At 60.1% G+C, this 16,262-nt stretch carries 14 protein-coding genes and 1 pseudogene; 10 read left to right on the plus strand and 5 right to left on the minus strand.

Features of this window, described 5'->3' with window-relative positions:
* Window positions 1-19: 19 nt before the first annotated feature.
* The gene (locus AARI_RS15185) at window positions 20-1,708 is read right to left on the minus strand and encodes a long-chain-fatty-acid--CoA ligase (RefSeq protein ID WP_013350157.1); all 1,689 of its coding nucleotides are present in this window, start codon (window positions 1,706-1,708) and stop codon (window positions 20-22) included.
* A 122-nt stretch (window positions 1,709-1,830) separates the two neighbouring features.
* On the opposite strand from AARI_RS15185, the gene AARI_RS15190 reads away from it, so the two are divergent.
* On the plus strand, window positions 1,831-3,534 hold the full coding sequence (locus tag AARI_RS15190) for a nuclease-related domain-containing DEAD/DEAH box helicase (protein WP_041649046.1): 1,704 nt from the start codon (window positions 1,831-1,833) through the stop codon (window positions 3,532-3,534).
* On the opposite strand, the gene AARI_RS15195 is transcribed toward AARI_RS15190, so the two are convergent.
* Both AARI_RS15195 and AARI_RS15200 read right to left on the minus strand, forming a co-directional pair.
* The gene (locus AARI_RS15195; protein ID WP_013350159.1) at window positions 3,531-4,631 is read right to left on the minus strand and encodes an alanine racemase; all 1,101 of its coding nucleotides are present in this window, start codon (window positions 4,629-4,631) and stop codon (window positions 3,531-3,533) included. The two genes, AARI_RS15190 and AARI_RS15195, sit on opposite strands and share 4 nt — an antisense overlap.
* 109 nt (window positions 4,632-4,740) lie before the next feature.
* Entirely contained in the window at window positions 4,741-5,577 is an 837-nt protein-coding gene (locus AARI_RS15200) for an IclR family transcriptional regulator (RefSeq protein WP_013350160.1), read from the minus strand.
* A gap of 55 nt (window positions 5,578-5,632) precedes the next feature.
* Here AARI_RS15200 and AARI_RS15205 point away from each other — a divergent pair, with 55 nt between their 5' ends.
* The 5 genes from AARI_RS15205 to AARI_RS18730 all read left to right on the plus strand — a co-directional run bounded on the left by AARI_RS15205 (window position 5,633) and on the right by AARI_RS18730 (window position 11,494).
* Window positions 5,633-6,088 carry a VOC family protein gene (locus AARI_RS15205; protein WP_013350161.1) on the plus strand — a complete coding sequence of 152 codons (456 nt, stop codon included), beginning with the start codon at window positions 5,633-5,635 and terminating at the stop codon, window positions 6,086-6,088.
* 164 nt (window positions 6,089-6,252) lie between these two features.
* Complete coding sequence (locus AARI_RS15210; protein WP_013350162.1) at window positions 6,253-6,957, plus strand: CoA transferase subunit A; 705 nt, start codon at window positions 6,253-6,255, stop codon at window positions 6,955-6,957.
* A gap of 2 nt (window positions 6,958-6,959) precedes the next feature.
* Window positions 6,960-7,610, plus strand: a complete 651-nt coding sequence (locus tag AARI_RS15215; protein ID WP_013350163.1) for a CoA transferase subunit B — start codon at window positions 6,960-6,962, stop codon at window positions 7,608-7,610.
* Window positions 7,607-8,776, plus strand: a complete 1,170-nt coding sequence (locus AARI_RS15220) for an acetyl-CoA C-acyltransferase (protein WP_013350164.1) — start codon at window positions 7,607-7,609, stop codon at window positions 8,774-8,776. The genes AARI_RS15215 and AARI_RS15220 overlap by 4 nt, the downstream gene beginning before the upstream one ends.
* 237 nt (window positions 8,777-9,013) lie before the next feature.
* Entirely contained in the window at window positions 9,014-11,494 is a 2,481-nt protein-coding gene (locus tag AARI_RS18730) for a polysaccharide biosynthesis protein (protein ID WP_013350165.1), read from the plus strand.
* Between the two features lie 97 nt (window positions 11,495-11,591).
* Here AARI_RS18730 and AARI_RS15230 read toward each other — a convergent pair whose 3' ends face one another.
* Entirely contained in the window at window positions 11,592-12,152 is a 561-nt protein-coding gene (locus AARI_RS15230) for a histidine phosphatase family protein (protein WP_013350166.1), read from the minus strand.
* Window positions 12,153-12,216: 64 nt separating this feature from the next.
* Complete coding sequence (locus AARI_RS15235) at window positions 12,217-13,050, minus strand: metallophosphoesterase family protein (protein ID WP_157867165.1); 834 nt, start codon at window positions 13,048-13,050, stop codon at window positions 12,217-12,219.
* Window positions 13,051-13,294: 244 nt separating this feature from the next.
* Here AARI_RS15235 and AARI_RS15240 point away from each other — a divergent pair, with 244 nt between their 5' ends.
* From AARI_RS15240 to AARI_RS15255, 4 genes and pseudogenes are all read left to right on the plus strand, one after another.
* Window positions 13,295-14,245 carry a beta-ketoacyl-ACP synthase III gene (locus tag AARI_RS15240; protein WP_013350168.1) on the plus strand — a complete coding sequence of 317 codons (951 nt, stop codon included), beginning with the start codon at window positions 13,295-13,297 and terminating at the stop codon, window positions 14,243-14,245.
* 181 nt (window positions 14,246-14,426) lie between these two features.
* Window positions 14,427-14,723: pseudogene (locus AARI_RS15245) on the plus strand (ArsR/SmtB family transcription factor); the annotation flags it as partial.
* Window positions 14,724-14,829: 106 nt separating this feature from the next.
* Window positions 14,830-15,699, plus strand: a complete 870-nt coding sequence (locus tag AARI_RS15250) for a TIGR03086 family metal-binding protein (RefSeq protein WP_226910621.1) — start codon at window positions 14,830-14,832, stop codon at window positions 15,697-15,699.
* Window positions 15,665-16,144, plus strand: a complete 480-nt coding sequence (locus AARI_RS15255) for an SRPBCC family protein (RefSeq protein WP_226910614.1) — start codon at window positions 15,665-15,667, stop codon at window positions 16,142-16,144. The genes AARI_RS15250 and AARI_RS15255 overlap by 35 nt, the downstream gene beginning before the upstream one ends.
* Window positions 16,145-16,262: the final 118 nt, after the last annotated feature.

Raw genomic sequence — 16,262 nt, forward strand, 5'->3', positions numbered from 1 at the left:
AAGGGCTGGTCCTGCGTCCCTAGACCAAGTCGACCATCTGGTCCTTGACCTGCTTGCGCAGGATCTTGCCCAGCAGCGAGCGTGGCATCTCCTCGATCTGCACGATGCGCTTGGGCACCTTGTAGGCGGCCAGCAGCTCGCGGCAGTGGGCGCGCAGCGCATCCTCGTTCAAGCCTGCACCGGCTTCGAGCTGCACCGCGGCAACGACCATCTCCCCGCCGCGGGCCAGCGGCTTGCCGAACACCGCCGCATCGGCAACGTCAGCATGCTGGCGCAACGCGATCTCCACCTCGGTCGGCGAGACGTTGAAGCCGCCGGTGATGATCAGCTCCTTGGCCCGATCCACCACCTGGGCGAACCCGTCCTCATCCACGGTCACCACGTCGCCCGAACGCAGCCACCCGTCCTCGGTCTTGGTCTTGGCCGTTTCCTCCGGATTGTTCCAGTAGCCCTGGAAAACCTGCGGGCCCTTGATCAGCAATTCGCCCGGCTCGCCCTGGGCCACTTCCACCGAAGGATCCTCCACATCCACGACCTTCATCAAGGTCGAAGGGAAAGGCACACCGATGGTGCCGGTGCGGCGGCTGGGGTGGAACGGGTTGCCCAGAGCCACCGGCGAGGACTCGGTCATGCCGTAGCCTTCCACCAGCAGTCCGCCGGACATCGATTCCCACAGTTCCACCACGTGGTCCGGCAGGTTCATGGCCCCGGAAATGCAGTACTTGGCGCTCTTCAGCGACATGCCGCGTTCCTTGGCTGCCAGCGCGGTGCGCTCGTAGATCGGTGGCACGGCGCAGTACACGGTGGCCGGGGACTTCTTCCAGGCATCCAGGATCATGTCCGGGTCGAATTTCGGGAAGAGCACCAGCAGTCCCTGCTTCTTCACACCGAAGGTCAGGTAAAGGGTCATGCCGAAGGCGTGGAACATCGGCAGGATCGCGTAGAGGATTTCCTCGCGCTCCTTGGCGCCGAGCATCCAGGCCTCGCCCTGCAGGGCATTGGAATACAGGTTGAAGTGGGTGAGCATGGCACCCTTGGGGTGGCCGGTGGTCCCCGAAGTGTATTGGATGACCGCCAGGTCATCGACGCCCGGGTGCGGGTGGCGCGGATCCAGTTGAGCACCGGAGAGCAGGTCCTTCCAGGCAACGGTGCCCGAGGTGCGGGCGGTGAGCGAGGCCTTGGTCTCGCGCAGCTTCTTCACCGGCAGGTTCAGCGCAATGCGCTTGACTGCGGGGAAGGCTTCGAGCAGGTTGACCGCGACGATCGCATCGAGCTGCACGTCCTTGGGGAATTCCTGGATGCTGGACACGACTTTGTCCCAGACAATCGCGATGCGCGCTTGGTGGTCTTCGAACTGGTGGCGCAGTTCCCGTGAAGTGTACAGCGGGTTGTGCTCCACCACGACGGCGCCCAGGCGCAGGATGGCATAGAAAGCAACCACGTGCTGCGGGCAGTTTGGCAGGACCAGGGCGACGCGGTCTCCGGCGCGCACGCCGAGCTTGCGCAGGCCTTCGGCGGCCTTGGCAACCTGTGCGCCCAGATCGGCGTAGCTGGTACGGCGCCCGAAGAATTCGGTCGCTGGGCTGTCGCCGGCCTCGCGCACGGAGCGTTCGAACATGGCGCTCAGCGGCTCGGTTGGCAGGTCGATTTCGGCGGGGACTCCCGGCTGGTAATTCGCCACCCATGCGGGCGCAGCACTATTTTCCATACTTCTAATCATGCCTTGTTACGGGACGCTGCGCGATTTGTTGGTGCGACTCGCGTTGAAATAACTTCCCCGTGTTGTCTGGGTCACTGGATAGACTGCTGTTACGAGACCAGGAGGCCAAGATGGTGCGCTGCTACCCGCCGGAACCGGAGTTCACGGACAAGACTGCCGCAGAGAAGAAAGTCTGGGAGTTTCTGCGCCGCAGTTTGCCCGAGGACGCACTGCTGTTCCACTCCGTGCAGTTGCGCCATCAACGTGCAGAACACGAAATTGATCTGCTGGTGCTCATGCCAGGTGTCGGCGTTGCCGTCATCGAGGTCAAGGGCGGCCTGATCAGCGTGGAGAACGGCACCTGGTACCAGTCGGGGAGCAAAGACAAGCATGCCCTGAAGCAAAGCCCAATGGCCCAGGTGCAAAGCGCGTCCCACGCGCTGCGCGAACTGCTGGGCACTCACATGGGCACCCGCTTCACCAGCCGTATCGCCGATGTCGTTTGCTTCCCCTACACCGACTGGCCTGAAGACTATTCTTCGGTGGGCCTGCCCCGGGATTTGGTGATCGACCGCGATCAAGTGGAGCAATTGGTAGCGCACCTGCACACGGCAATCGAAGAACGCGGGGTTGGCTCCTCGACCTTGGCCGCCGAATTCGCCGAACGGATGGTCAGGCATTTGAGTGGCGATACCGGTCCGTTCGGGGCCTCTGCTGCCGAAGTTGATTATGCGCAGGCCATGTCCAATGAGGATGTCCAAGAAATGCTCACCTCTGGCCAATCCACTTTGCTTTCCTGCACCCGGTCCCTGACCCGTGTGCAGTATCTTGGCGGGGCCGGAAGCGGCAAAACCTGGATGGCCATGAAAAAGGCCAAGGACCTGGCCAAAGACGGCAAGCGGGTCGGGATCTTCTGCTACAACAAGGGCTTGGGGCTCTACCTGCAATCCGAGGTGGAAACCTGGCGCCAGAACAAGCCGGTGCATGTCGGAGAATTCCACGAATACGCCCGCAAACTCGGTGTCCCCGACGGCTCAGGTCCAGAGTACTTCGAAGTCGAATTACCGCAGCACCTGCTTGCCTTGGCTTCCAAGCTTCCCGAAGCCCAAAAACTTGATGCGGTGATTGTGGATGAGGCTCAGGACTTTGCCAGCAGCTGGTGGGAAGCGCTACTGGCTTGCACCAAGGATCCGGCCAATGGCGAGGTCTACGCGTTCATGGATGACCGCCAAGATGTCTACCGGCGCTGGGATGGGCAGTTCTCCTCAGAAGGCACCCCGCTGGTCCCGATCCACGTTGATGATAATTTGCGCAACACCCGGCGGATTGCCGATACCTTCAAAGAGATCATGGGCCATCATTCAAAGCTGCGCGGCGGCGAAGGCTGCGCTGTCCGCTACGTCAATTGCGCAACCGAAGATGCTGTAGACGTAGCCTCCGATTGCATTGACGCGCTCCTGGACGAAGGATGGGCGAATAATCAGATCGCCTTGCTGACCACCAACCGGCGCCACCCGATCCACCAGGACCACTTCGATAACAGCACCATCGACAGCGAATACTGGCCAGCTTTCCACCGGGATGAAGAAGAGTTCTACGGCCATGTTCTTGGTTTCAAGGGACTCGAACACAGCGTGGTGGTCTTGTGCGTCAACGGTTTCAAGGACATGGAACGCGCCACCGAGCAGCTCTACGTTGGTTTCTCCCGCGCACGCAGCCTGCTGGTAGTTGTCGGAGACAAGGAACTGATCGATGAGGCCAGCGGAGCCAATCGGCAGATTTCCTTGAATGCGGCGCTGGAATGGTGGCCGTACGGGGAAACAGCCAGCGGCTAGAAGTTCAGCCCGCGGGCTGCCACATCCCAGACCTCGTGGCTGCCATCCTCATGCACGGCCAGCACCGTATCGACCAAGTTCACCGCAACACAGACGTGGTTCGGAATGACCTGCAGCTGCTGGCCATGGGCTGGCAGCGGCAAGTGCTCGGGCCACAGCACGGTGGCGTGATGCTCCGAGAGTGCGCTGATGCGCGCTTCAGGGCACTCGGCAATGCGCCCATAGCCGGTGGCCCACGCCGGGCGATCCCCGCCGAGCACCTTGCTGCCGGCATCCAGCACGATCCGGCGCGGGATTTGCCCATCGCCTTCGTGGCGGCTGATCACGGTGGACGCCACGGTCAGCGAAATGTCTTCCCAGCGCACGCGTCCCAGTTCGAATTGCTGTGCGTCACCGAAAACGTAGACTCCTGGGCGCACCTCGGTCAGCACCGCGTTGTCGCTCAATTCGGCGGTCGGGGTGGAGCCGCCGCTGATGCGCTTGATCGTATGCCCTGCATCGCGCAGCAGGCACGCTGCTTCGGCCAGGGCCTTATGCTCATCGTTTAGCGCGGCGTCGATGCCTTCCGGTGCGTAGCTGTGTCCGGGGAAGGTGAAGACCCCGTGCACGCGCATCCCCACGGCACGGGCGGCCTCGGCAATTTCAACTGCTCCCTGCGGGCTGACTCCGCTGCGGTGGTGGCCGCTGTCGATTTCAATGATGAGCTTGACCTTGGAAACCTTCTCCCCCAGCATCTTCGCCATCTGCTCGACTGCTTCAACGGAGTCGGTCCCGATGCTCAGCTTCGCCCGGCGCATCAGTTCCAGGATCCGCGTTGCCTGGGCCTGATCGACCCATAGAGGATAGGCAATGAAAATCTTCGCAACCCCGTGCAGCGCAAAGGAAAGGGCTTCACCCACGGTAGCCACGGTGAGTCCGGCAGCCCCGGCGTTCATCTGGCGTTCGGCAATTTCCTGCATCTTGTGGGTCTTGGCATGCGGGCGCAGCTTCAGGCCCTGGCTTGCCACACGGTGTGCCACCCGGTCAATATTCTTTTCCAGTTTCGCCACGTCAACAAGGATCTGCGGGGTACTGATTCCGACCGGGATGGTGCTCAAATTTGCCGTTCCTTCATATTTTTGAATTTGCCGCGGACTATCTTCAAACCAAGCAAGCCCGCCGATCAGACAGACTACCGCAGGAAGATTTATAGCGGGGAAGGAGGAATTAGCGCGTGACCAAGTTGTTCCGCGCCGAGAGTTTGGTGGACAGTTCATGGGCGTGGTGCAGCAAGAGCTTTCCCAGCTCTTGGCGTCGTTGGGCTTCAAAACGGGTATGGATCCCTGTCAGGCTCAAAGCCCAGGCAGGCTGTCCTGAATTATCAAAAACCGCTGCTCCCATGCCCCAGCTGCCTTCGACGATCAGCCCCGGGTTGACCGAATAGCCCAACTGCCGGGTTTCGGCGACCTTCTTGCGCAGCTGCGCAGGTGAATGCGCAGGACCGTATTCTGGTTCCAGATCCGCATTCTTCAAGTAGCGTTCGGTGCTCTGCTCGGGCAGGAAGGCAAGGATGGCGATACCGGCAGAAGCGACACCCAGCGGGAAGCGCCGTCCCTCATAGAGGACAAACGAGCGGATGGGGAATGCACCATCTTGGCGCAGCAGGCACACTGTTTCATCTCCCCGCCGTGCCGAGAGGAAGGCGCTCTCTCCGGTTGCTTCGGCAAGCGCGGCAACGTGTTCGCGGGCAAGCTCGCTGATGTCATAGCGTTCAGCTGCCACTGCGCCCATGAGGTAGAGCTCTGGGCCGAGCAGCCAGCGACCGGTGCGATTGTCATGGTCGCAGAATCCCTCGGTTACCAAGGCACTGAGCAAACGGTGCACCGTAGGGCGGGCCAATCCGGTGCTTTGGGCAGCTTGGGTCGTGGTAATGCCTTCGGGCATTGAGGTGCTCACGGCACGAAGCACGGAAGCCAGCCGTCCTACTACCTGGGTTCCAGCCGGGGAATTGCTCATGACCACATTATGGACGATGTGCTCGGGTCGAAGTAATTTCTGCTTCATAGTTTGTCTCCATAGCCCTGTTGCCCGCAGACTTATCGGCGGATAATTTGGGCACATGGGAAATACATGGCAGATCGTCGTTGACTGCGCTGCTCCGCAGGCAATGGTGAAGTTCTGGGCACAGGCCTTGCACTACGTTCCCGAGCCGGCCCCAGAGGGGCATCGCACATGGCGCACCTACTGGCAGTCGATGGGTGTGCCAGAGGACGAGCTGCCACCTGGAGCCGGTGAAATTCCGGAGTCGCTGGTCGATTTACAAGGTGGTGGGCCCCGGATTTGGTTCCAGCAAGTTCCAGAATCCAAGAGCATCAAGAACCGGCTGCACCTGGACTTGCTGGTAGGCGGTGGTCGCGGCGTGCGCTTTGAGCAGCGCAGGCAAACCGTCACCGACGAGGCGGAGCGCCTGGTCGGCTTGGGCGCCACGGTCCGCGCCGTTCACGACATGCCGGAGATGGGTCATTTCGCGATCTGCATGTTCGATATCGAAGGCAACGAGTTCGACATCGTCTAACCTGAGTAATGACCGTTCATAATATGGACACCCTGCTCATTTTTCCTCACCATCCGACCAATACCCCAGCAATGCTCCAAGTGCTATTGAATGGGCACCGGCCACTACGTACGTTAGGAAGTAAGCAGATCCGCGCTCCACATAGTGGACACATGGAGGAATCGATGGCAACGAAGTTTCAGGATGACGCAACTGCCGCCTTGGCTGCAGTCGTAGAAGACGGCATGACCATTGCCGTGGGTGGTTTCGGCCTTTCGGGCATCCCCAACCGGCTGATCACAGCCCTTAGGGACTCCAAGGCAACGAATCTGACCATCGTTTCAAACAACATGGGTGTCGATGGAAAAGGACTGGGCATCCTGTTGGAGAACAAGCAGGTCTCCAAGGTCCTGGCTTCCTACGTTGGCGAGAATAAGCTCTTCGCCCAGCAGTTCCTCAACGGGGATTTGGAAGTTGAATTCTGCCCGCAGGGCACCTTGGCCGAGCGCCTGCGCGCTGGCGGCGTGGGCATTCCGGCCTTCTTCACGCCCACTGGAGTGGGAACTCCAATCGCCGAAGGCAAGGAAGTCATGGAGTTCAACGGCAAGCCAGCCATCCTTGAGCGTGGCATCTTCGCTGACATCGCCTTGGTCAAGGCCCATCAGGCCGATGCCGAGGGCAACCTGCGCTACCGGATGACCTCGAAGAACTTCAATCCGCTGGCGGCCATGTCCGGCCGGCACACCTTTGCCGAAGCCGAAGAGATTCTCGACGGCTATTTGGATCCATCGCTGGTGGAAACCCCGGGGATCTTCGTGCAGACCCTGGTCCAGGCCGATGAGGTCAAGGACATTGAACAGCGCACCGTGCGCGCCCGAGAGGAGGCCTAAGCATGTGGACACGAGATGAAATGGCGGCCATTGCCGCCAGCGAGCTGACCGACGGGCAATACGTGAATCTCGGTATTGGCATCCCCACCATGGTGGCTAACAACCTGCCTGAGGGTGTTTCGGTCAAATTGCAAAGTGAAAACGGTCTGCTGGGCATGGGACCCTTCCCCTATGAGGGTGAAGAAGACGCGGATTTGATCAACGCAGGCAAGCAGACCGTCACCATTTTGCCCGGCGGCAGTTTTTTCGATTCGGCGACGTCCTTCGGCATGATCCGCGGCGGACACGTCCAGACTGCCATCCTCGGTGCGTTGCAGGTGGCCGCCAACGGTGATCTGGCCAACTGGACCATCCCGGGCAAGCTGGTCAAGGGCATGGGAGGCGCCATGGACCTAGTCGCAGGCACCCCGCGCGTGATCGTCCTGACCGATCATGTGGCCAAGGACGGAACTTCCAAAATCGTAGAGAAATGCGACCTGCCGCTAACCGGGGTGGGCGTGGTCAATCGCATCATCACCGACCGTGCGGTGTTTGATATAGAAAACGGAAGCTTGACCTTGCGGGGGGTTGCCCCGGGTGAAAGCGTAGAAACAATCAAGGAAATCACGGCAGCAGAATTTGCCGTGGACATGGTGGAGGATCTGAAAGCATGACCGCAAAGATTGTGGGCTACGCCCGCACCCCATTCGTGAAGTTCAACGGCGTCTTCGCATCCGTGCCTGGCACCGAGCTCGGTGCCCACGCGGCCAAGGCCGCGCTGGCTCGTGCCGGTGTTGATGCCAATGAAGTCCAGCAGGTCATCGCCGGCCAGGTGCTGCAAGGCGGTGCCGGGCAGAACCCTGCTCGCCAGTCTGCGGTGGGTGCCGGGGTACCGCTGGACGTTCCAGCAATTGCAGTGAATGCCGTGTGCCTCTCTGGTGCTGAAGCCGTGGTGGCTGGTGCCCGCCTGATCAACAGCGGGGAAGCAGATGTCGTTCTGGCCATCGGCCAGGAATCGATGTCGCTGGCGCCGCATGTGCAGCGCGCCCGTGCCGGGGCCAAGTACGGTGCCATCGAAATGATCGACACCTTGGAATACGATGGCCTGACCGATGCCGCAGAGAAGCGTTCCATGGGCGCTTCCACCGAGGAGCACAATGCGAAGCTGTCGATGACTCGCGAGGCACAGGATCAGGTTTCGGCCGCATCCCACCAGCGCGCCGCAGCTTCCCGCGACTTCGCAGCTGGCGAGATCGAGCCGTTCACCATTTCCAGCCGTCGCGGCGACACCGTGATCAGCGAAGATGACGGCATCCGCGAGGCAACCACCGTTCAGTCCTTGGGCAAGCTGCGTCCCGCGTTCGCCAAGGAAGGCACCATCACTGCGGGCAACTCCTCGCAGATCACCGACGGTGCTGCCGCGGTAGTACTGGCCAGCGATGCGGCCATCGAGCGCCTGGGCTTGAAGCCACTGGCCGAAATTGTTTCGCACGCTTTTGTTGCCGGTCCGGACCGCACCTTGCACGAGCAGCCCTCCAATGCGATCAAGGCTGCTTTGGCGAAGGCCGGCGCCGAGGCCAAGGACCTGAAAGCCGTGGAAATCAACGAGGCTTTCGCAGCTGTTTCGGTGCAGTCCACCAAGGCGCTGGGTCTTGATGCTTCGATCGTGAACCCTCATGGTGGAGCAATCGCGCTGGGCCACCCGATTGGCGCTTCCGGTGCACGCATTATCGGAACCTTGGCTCGCCAGATGCAGGATTTGCCAGCCGGTTCCCTCGGCGCCGTTGGCATCTGCGGCGGCGGCGGCCAGGGTACCGCTGTAGTACTGCGCTCGCTGTAGCCACCGATCAATTAGCCGGCGCGGCAGGTTCCATTGAGATCCTGCCACGCCGGCTCTTTGCTGACCAGTGATCTAACGATTAACAATTTCGTCCTATTTATCCCGCATTCATTAACCGGACTTTGTTCTTCCACAAAATTTGTTATGTAATTGGAAGATCAAATTCCAATTGTTCGACTTTAACTTTCCAAGAACACTCGGATTTGGCATCATCATCGCACCATGTGAGGACTCACCTTGGAAAATAAGCAAGTGCCAGACGGGGCAAAGGTGCCGCCGGCACCCTTGGAGCCACGGCCTGAACCGTCCAATCCGTTCCAGAACGCTGGACAGAACCCGCAGGTAAAGAAATTCAGCAACGCAGTTCTGGAGTTGAAATCCCGGGCCGGCCTGCAGCTGCTTGGATTCCAAGCCGGAAGCATTGCGGCCATTGGCATCGTTCTGGCTCTTTGCTACTTGATCCCGTTCGCATCGCTGGCCAAGGAAGACGATGCCAGTAGCTACGCGGACTTCAACGTAGCTGCGCAGCTGAATTCATTCAAGGCCTTCATCTTGATCTTCGGTGCAGTTCTGGGCGGCGGGCTGAAGGTAGCCGGGTCCGGCGGAGCATTCGACATGTATGGCGAAATGAGCCTCGTGCTTGCCTTCGTTTCGGTCACGTTCATCCTGGCCATTTGCGCCGTGAACTATGCGATCGTCCGCAAGCTTTCCCGTGGCGTTCGCAAGGGCGGCTGGAAGAGCGCAGCGTTGGCATCCGGGCTGCACGCGCTGGTATTGGCCTTGCTTTTCCTGATCATTTCACTGTTTGGAAAACTCAGCTTCGAGGGCGGCGAAATGATCTCCGCGTCGGTCTCTCCGCGCTATGCCGGTGTCTTCTTCACCATCGCCTTGGCCGTCTTCTTCTCGCAGTTCCTTGCTACCGCGCCCCAGCGCGCCAATACCGGTTCTGCGTGGCTCAATGGTGTCCGTGAGGCAGTTCTCCTGGCAGTTTCAACTCTGGTTGCCTTTGCCTTGGTTGGCGTCATTACTGCCGTCATTCAGCGTCCAGATGACATGCCGTGGAGCATGAGCCTGTTCTTGCTCCCGCTTTTGGGGACCATCGGTTCCTATGTGGGCGCGCTGGGCTTCCTCGGCGCATTGGCTCCAAATGTTTCGGGCATGGCCAGCTTCATCGGTGACTACGCCGGAGAGTTCATGCCTGAATCGGTCCTGCGCATCTGGGACATCGCCGAGGGCAAGGGCGCGTGGCTCTTGGTCCTGACCGTTGTCCTGGTTCTGCTGGTGGCCATCCGTGTTGGCGTGCGCCGTGGACGCCTGGCTTCAGGTTTCAACGTGCAGCGCGCGTGGCAGTTGCCGGCAGCAGCCCTGGTGCTGTGGATGGTGCTGTCCTGGCTCACCAACATCTCTCTGGGCGGAAACCTTTCTGCTTACGAGATGGGTGAGATGAGCGGCAGCATGTCCTTCGGCATCACCTGGTACTCGGTCATCTTCCTGGCGCTCGGTGCTGCGGTTGTCTCGCTGCTTGCCGAGGTCTTGCCGCTGCAGGTCTACCGTTACGCACCATCGCTGCTGGCACTGATTGCCGGCAAGGATGCTGCTGCGCGCTGGGTTTCCGGTCAGCCAGCCCCTGTTGCCCCGGTTTCGCCGGCTGCAGCTGTTCCAGCCGAAACTGCTCCAGTCGCCAAGGGCGAGCCGGAGCTTGCTGAACCAGCTGCGGCGTTGGCCCCGGCCTCTGCAGAATCCAGGAAGAAGGCCAAGGCCGTTGGCTTCTCGGTTCTCGCATTGGCAGTCATCGCAGGTATTGGATTCGGAGCCGTCGCCTACTTGAACAGCCAGCGCAAGCCGGAAGCCGAGGTTGAGAAATACCTTTCGCTGCTGGCCGAGGGCAAGGCAGAGAAGGCAACTGAGATGGTTGATCCTGGGATCGACAATGCCTCACGCGTCTTGCTGACCGATGATGTGCTGGGCAGTGCCAAGCAGCGCTTGGAACTGGTTGATGTTGTCGAAGAATCCCGGGACGGCAACGGGGCATACGTACGTGCGTCCTACGCTATCAATGGGGAGCGCCATGAGCGCGGCTTCACCGTGGATGCCGGTGAGAAGGAGTTCGGGCTGCTCGATACCTGGGTGCTGGATGAGTCGCTGATCGTTCCGGTACAGATCAGCGCAGATCAGTCCGAAGACGTTGCACTGGGCAAAACCACCGTCAAGTTGGCCTCCGACGAAGACTACTATGGTGACGGGACTTCCTTCTTCGGTGAATTCTATGCCTACCCGGGCATCTACGAAGTCTCGGCACCGGGCAATGAATATCGCAAGACCGAACCTCAGGAATTGCGGGTCGACCATCCTGATTCTCAGCTGGCACAGGTCGCACTGACCACAACAACTACCGAGAAGCTCAACGAGCTGGTCTTGGAAGAGGTCAAGAAGTTCGCAACGGCCTGCGTCACCGTTCCGACCAACCTCGAAGATGGATGCCCCAGCTCTCTGCAGTCCAAGGACCTCGCATCATTCTCTGTGAAATCACAGGCTGAGAGCGTCTCGATCGATGAATCGGGAGAATTCACGAGCTCTGACATCGTCTTCAAGTTCAAGCGCAATGACTCGGAGTACATGGATTACGACGAAGAGGAAATCACCCGCAGCTTCACGGGAAACGTGGATTGGTACGGCGAGAAGCCACAGGTTACCGTCGAAGGTGCCTCTTGGTGGTAAGCCGCTATTCTAGCTTCTGCTAGGCCAGAACCACCGAATAGGCGCTGCCAAGGGCCGGTCATGATCCATGACCGGCCCTTGGCTATTTCTTTGCTGCCTAATGCCACAGCGGCTCACGCGATACGTGGTTGACCAGCAGCTGCGCGTCCACCTCGACATAGCTTCCGTTGGCCATGCGCGGGTTGCTTTCACCGGTAAGCGCAGCGATCACCGAGCAGATCAGGGCGCTATGGCTCACTACCAGCACCTTGCCGCCAAGATGCTGGTGGCAGATCTTGAACAGCGCGTTCACTGCGCGCCCCACCAGATGCTCTTCGGTTTCCCCGGTCCCAACTAGCAACTGGCGCTGCTCATCGGCGCCGTCGCCAACCAGCGTGCCTTCAAGATCGCCGAAGTCCTGTTCCATCAGTTCTTGGTTCTCGTGAAGGGCACGGATATCCAAGTCATTGGCGATGATCTGTGCGGTTTGGCGGGCGCGGAAGAGCGGGGAGCAATAGACCGCTTCCCATGGGCCCTGCCCACCCAGCTCGGCAGCCAGCTGCTTGGCCTGGCGGACTCCGGTCTCGTTCATCGGCAGGTCGCTGCGGCCATGCAGTCGTCCGGCTTTGTTCCACTCGGTCTGTCCGTGGCGGATGAGGATTAGTTTTTGTGCAGTCATCGTCTTCTTCTTTCTGGCATGCACCGCAGCTTCGCGTGCACGGTGCGCAATTCTGTTCTTCGGGTTAGTCGCTGGGCTGCGAACTCTTAACCGGTGCAGGCAAGCTCGGGCCGTCATTCAGGCCCAGCGCCTGCGCGCTTGATACGGCAAATGAGTCCACCGACGATTGGGAAACCTGATGGACCGCAAATGCGGCACCGGGTTCGTCCAGGATCTGGGTTGGGGCAAATGGGTTCATGTTGTAGGACACCGCTGGCGCCATGAACACCGGAGTATTCATCAACTGGCTGGTGGCCATCTGGTGGTAGTGGCCGCTCAGAATCATCCGGATATCGCTTCCGGCAGTGATTGCGGCCAGTTCCATGGGGTTGTGCAAACCGCGTCCGGCCCGGGCCTGGCTGGTGGCTTCAACCGGAGGGTGGTGCAGTAGCAAGAAAGTTCCCCGCGGTGCCGGTACGGTCAACAGCGAAGCGAGCCAATCGAGCTGTTCGCGATTCAGCTGTCCTTGGGCCTGCTGGAATCCCCCGGTGTCCAAGCCGATAATGCGAAGCCCCATGACTTCGTGCACCGTGTCAGCCGGATAGGGGCCGGTCGATAGCCGTTTCGTATTGAAGGATTCGGCGATCGCACCCAACGGATCATGATTGCCCGGAATGGTGATTACCGGGCAGCCCAGGTCTTGCTGCGCTTGGTTGAAGATCTGCGCAGCCCGCCGATGGATCTTCGCTCCCCGATCGGAGACATCCCCGGTGACCACCACCGCGTCCGGGGCAAACGAAGCAGCGGCTTCAAATGCCTGCTCGGTGAGTTGCCAGGTGTCGATGCTTCCGTGAAGCAGCTGGCCTTCGGGGCACAGGTGAGTATCGCTGACTTGTACTACGGTCAGTGGCTTCATCATTCCTTCCCCGTGCAGGTGGTGCATTCCTTCCCATTGAAGCCCGGGGGTCTGACCGGCAGGTTAACAAGGCGTCGACACCATATGAAGTCCTGGCGAATCAGATTTCTCGATTACCGAACAAATTTGGCCCAATTTCATAGGAATCCGGGCTGATACATGCTTTGTGGTGCATATGAACGGCAAGTAGCATTCAAAACGACTAATCTTGGAAGAGAAGATTTGAATCCACCGAGGAGCTATATCCATGACCGGCAGCAAAGTCGTCGCCTTTGGCCACTTCCAGCCAGAGCGCATCGTCCCTAACACCGAGCTGGAAAAGTTGGTGGAAACCAGCGATGAATGGATCACCCGACGGGTCGGCATCGAAGAACGCCGCTGGGGCACCGGTGTTGAAACCGTTGACTCCATGGCTATCAAGGCCGCCAAGATGGCGCTGGGCAACGCAGGCGACATCAAGGCAGCGGATATCGATATGGTCATCGTCGCCACCTGCACCGCGACGGACCGTTCCCCTAATATGGCCGCTCGCGTAGCCAATGCACTAGGCATGGATCAGGGCCCGGCAGCTTTGGACGTCAACGTAGCTTGCGCTGGCTTCGCCCACGCAGTTGGCTTGGCGCAGGGTGCCATCGCCGCGGGTTCGGCCAAGAATGCTTTGGTTATCGGCTCGGAGATGCTCACCGATTACACCGACTTCACCGATCGCACCACCTGCGTCTTGACCGCAGACGGCGCCGGAGCTTTCATCATCACCGCTTCGGAAGATAATGGAATCTCGCCGGTAGTTTGGGGCTCGGTGCCGTCGCTTTCCGATGCAGTGCGCATTGAAACCGAGAACAACATGAAGTTCGCGCAGAACGGCCAGAGCGTTTACCGCTGGACCGTAACCCAGTTGCCAAAGATCGCTTCGAAGATCATTGACCGCGCAGGCATGAAGCCAGAAGAATTGGATGCCATCGTTCTGCACCAGGCGAACCTTCGCATCATCGAGCCGCTTGCCGAGAAGATTGGTGCACCGAATGCACGTGTGGCCACCGACGTGGTGTACTCGGGCAACACTTCGGCAGCTTCGGTCCCCCTTGCCCTTTCCAAGCTGATGGCTTCGGACGAGCCTTTGCCTTCGGGCTCCAAGGCGTTGCTCTTCGCCTTCGGTGGCGGCCTGGCTTATGCAGGCCAGATCATCACCATCCCATAAGCATTTTCACCACTAGTGGGCGCCCCGGCAGCAATGCCGGCGCGCCCACTAGTTCATTAACGGCTCTTGAGGTTTCGCTCCAAAATTATCCGAGAGATGACCTTGCTTAAATGCGTTAGTGACTGCTAACGCATCTTTCATGCTCGATCTACTGGAAGTCGCATCCTAGCCAACGCGAAGGCGCTTGGTTCAGCTGCTGGGTTCCGGGGAACGCACCGTGACGGAACTGGACGCGAACTTCACAGTCAGCTGCTCCGCCATCTCGCAACACCTGCTGCTGTTGATTGATGCAGGACTGCTCCACGCCCGCAAGGATGGCCGCAGCCGCTACTACTCGCTGGACCCTGCAGGCATCACGAAGCTCAAGGCCCTCCTTGACTCGTTCTGGAATACCGAACTCGACCTGCTCGTTGCCGAGGCCGCCGAATTGGCGTCGTCCAATGGGCCACCGCACCAGCCACCAGGAGAAAAGCCATGAGCTTCGAACGAACAGTCATCCTCCCCGTTGACGCCGACACCGCCTTGAGCTTGTCACCAACCCGGAACGGCTTCGCCGCTGGCAAACCGTTGCCAACCGCGTCGACCTGCAGATCGGCGGCAGCTACCGCTTCACCATGGGGCCTGGCCACCAGGCATCGGGCACTTTCACCGAAATCGAGCCGGGCAAGCGCATGGTCTTCACCATGGGCTGGGAAGGTTCGGATGCCGTGCCGCCCGGCGACTCGACGGTTTTCATCACCTTGGAACCGCTGGAGACGGGCACGGCCTTGACCCTGCGCCATGAGGGGCTGAACGCCGAGCAGTCTTCGGGCCATGCCGAGGGATGGAACCACTTCCTGGACCGCCTGAAGGACTTTGCCGCATCCGGCGAAGCAGCCATCGATCAGTGGAACGCAGTTCCGGACCCCGAGAACCCGATCGTTTCCGCTGAGGGATCCTTGGCAGCCCTGCAGTTCGCCCTGAACAACATCTCGGAAGCGGACCTAGGCAAGGCCACGCCTTGCTCCGAATTCTCGGTGAGCGGGCTGCTGGACCACCTTGCAGGTTCTGTCTCGATGATCGGCGGCGCCCTGGGCACCGCGGTATCCGATGACCCGTCCCTGGCGCCGGAAGCACGCATCGCCAACCTGGCGCAGCCAACCCTGGAGGCTTTTGCCGCTCGCGGCGTTGAGGGCGAGATTGATCTCGGATTCGCCGTCATGCCAGCTTCAGTGGTTGCCGGCATCCTGAATCTGGAACTAATGGTTCACGGCTGGGACTTCGCGCAGGCCACCGGCCAGGTGTTCGAGATCCATCTCGGCCACGCGGAATACGTACTGGGCTTGGCACGCAAGACTGTCGTTCCGGCCCAGCGCACCTCCGGTTCCTTCGCAGAAGAAACCCTGGTCGCCGAATCCGCCAGCAGCATGGATCGCCTGATTGCCTTCACCGGTCGCGTTCCCGCAGGAGCCTGAGGACCCCATGGTTGATGTCTCCACCAGCATCGTGATTGACCGGCCACGTTCCATGGTGACCGGTTACGCGATGAACCCGCTGAACGCTCCGAACTGGTACCAGAATATCCACTCCGTGCGCCGACTGGAGCAGGATGGTTTCAGCCTCGGCTCGCGCACCGCCTTTGAAGCCAGGTTCCTCGGACGGAACCTTTCCTACACCTACGAAGTCATCAGGTTCTCGGAGAACGAGGAACTGGTCATGGCCACCGCGCAGGGCCCGTTCCCCATGCGCACCACCTATCGCTTCGAAGCGATAGCGCCGACGGCGACTCGGGTCCACCTGCGCAATGATGGCGAGCCGACCGGCTTCGGCAAGCTCGTCGCCCCGCTGATGGAAACGATGATGAGGCGAGCCAACATGGCTGATCTGAGGGCATTGAAAGGCATTCTGGAGAACGCCTGAGGCTCAGCCGCGAACACCGCGCACGCCCTGCCTTCGGTATCGTGTTCGCGGTGTTCGCCCGTCATTGACCTGAGTATTCTCGATCGCTTCAGTTTTCGACTTGACGTTAAGTGCATCA

The organism is Glutamicibacter arilaitensis Re117, from assembly GCF_000197735.1.
GTDB classification, from domain to species: domain Bacteria; phylum Actinomycetota; class Actinomycetes; order Actinomycetales; family Micrococcaceae; genus Glutamicibacter; species Glutamicibacter arilaitensis.

Coding starts and splice junctions, on each gene's coding strand:
- AARI_RS15215 (WP_013350163.1), top strand. CDS start 6,960: ATGTGGACACGAGATGAAATGGCGGCCATTGCCGCCAGCGAGCTGACC.
- AARI_RS15210 (WP_013350162.1), top strand. CDS start 6,253: ATGGCAACGAAGTTTCAGGATGACGCAACTGCCGCCTTGGCTGCAGTC.
- AARI_RS15235 (WP_157867165.1), bottom strand. CDS start 13,050: ATGATGAAGCCACTGACCGTAGTACAAGTCAGCGATACTCACCTGTGC.
- AARI_RS15200 (WP_013350160.1), bottom strand. CDS start 5,577: ATGAAGCAGAAATTACTTCGACCCGAGCACATCGTCCATAATGTGGTC.
- AARI_RS15240 (WP_013350168.1), top strand. CDS start 13,295: ATGACCGGCAGCAAAGTCGTCGCCTTTGGCCACTTCCAGCCAGAGCGC.
- AARI_RS15185 (WP_013350157.1), bottom strand. CDS start 1,708: ATGGAAAATAGTGCTGCGCCCGCATGGGTGGCGAATTACCAGCCGGGA.
- AARI_RS15190 (WP_041649046.1), top strand. CDS start 1,831: ATGGTGCGCTGCTACCCGCCGGAACCGGAGTTCACGGACAAGACTGCC.
- AARI_RS15205 (WP_013350161.1), top strand. CDS start 5,633: ATGGGAAATACATGGCAGATCGTCGTTGACTGCGCTGCTCCGCAGGCA.
- AARI_RS15230 (WP_013350166.1), bottom strand. CDS start 12,152: ATGACTGCACAAAAACTAATCCTCATCCGCCACGGACAGACCGAGTGG.
- AARI_RS15220 (WP_013350164.1), top strand. CDS start 7,607: ATGACCGCAAAGATTGTGGGCTACGCCCGCACCCCATTCGTGAAGTTC.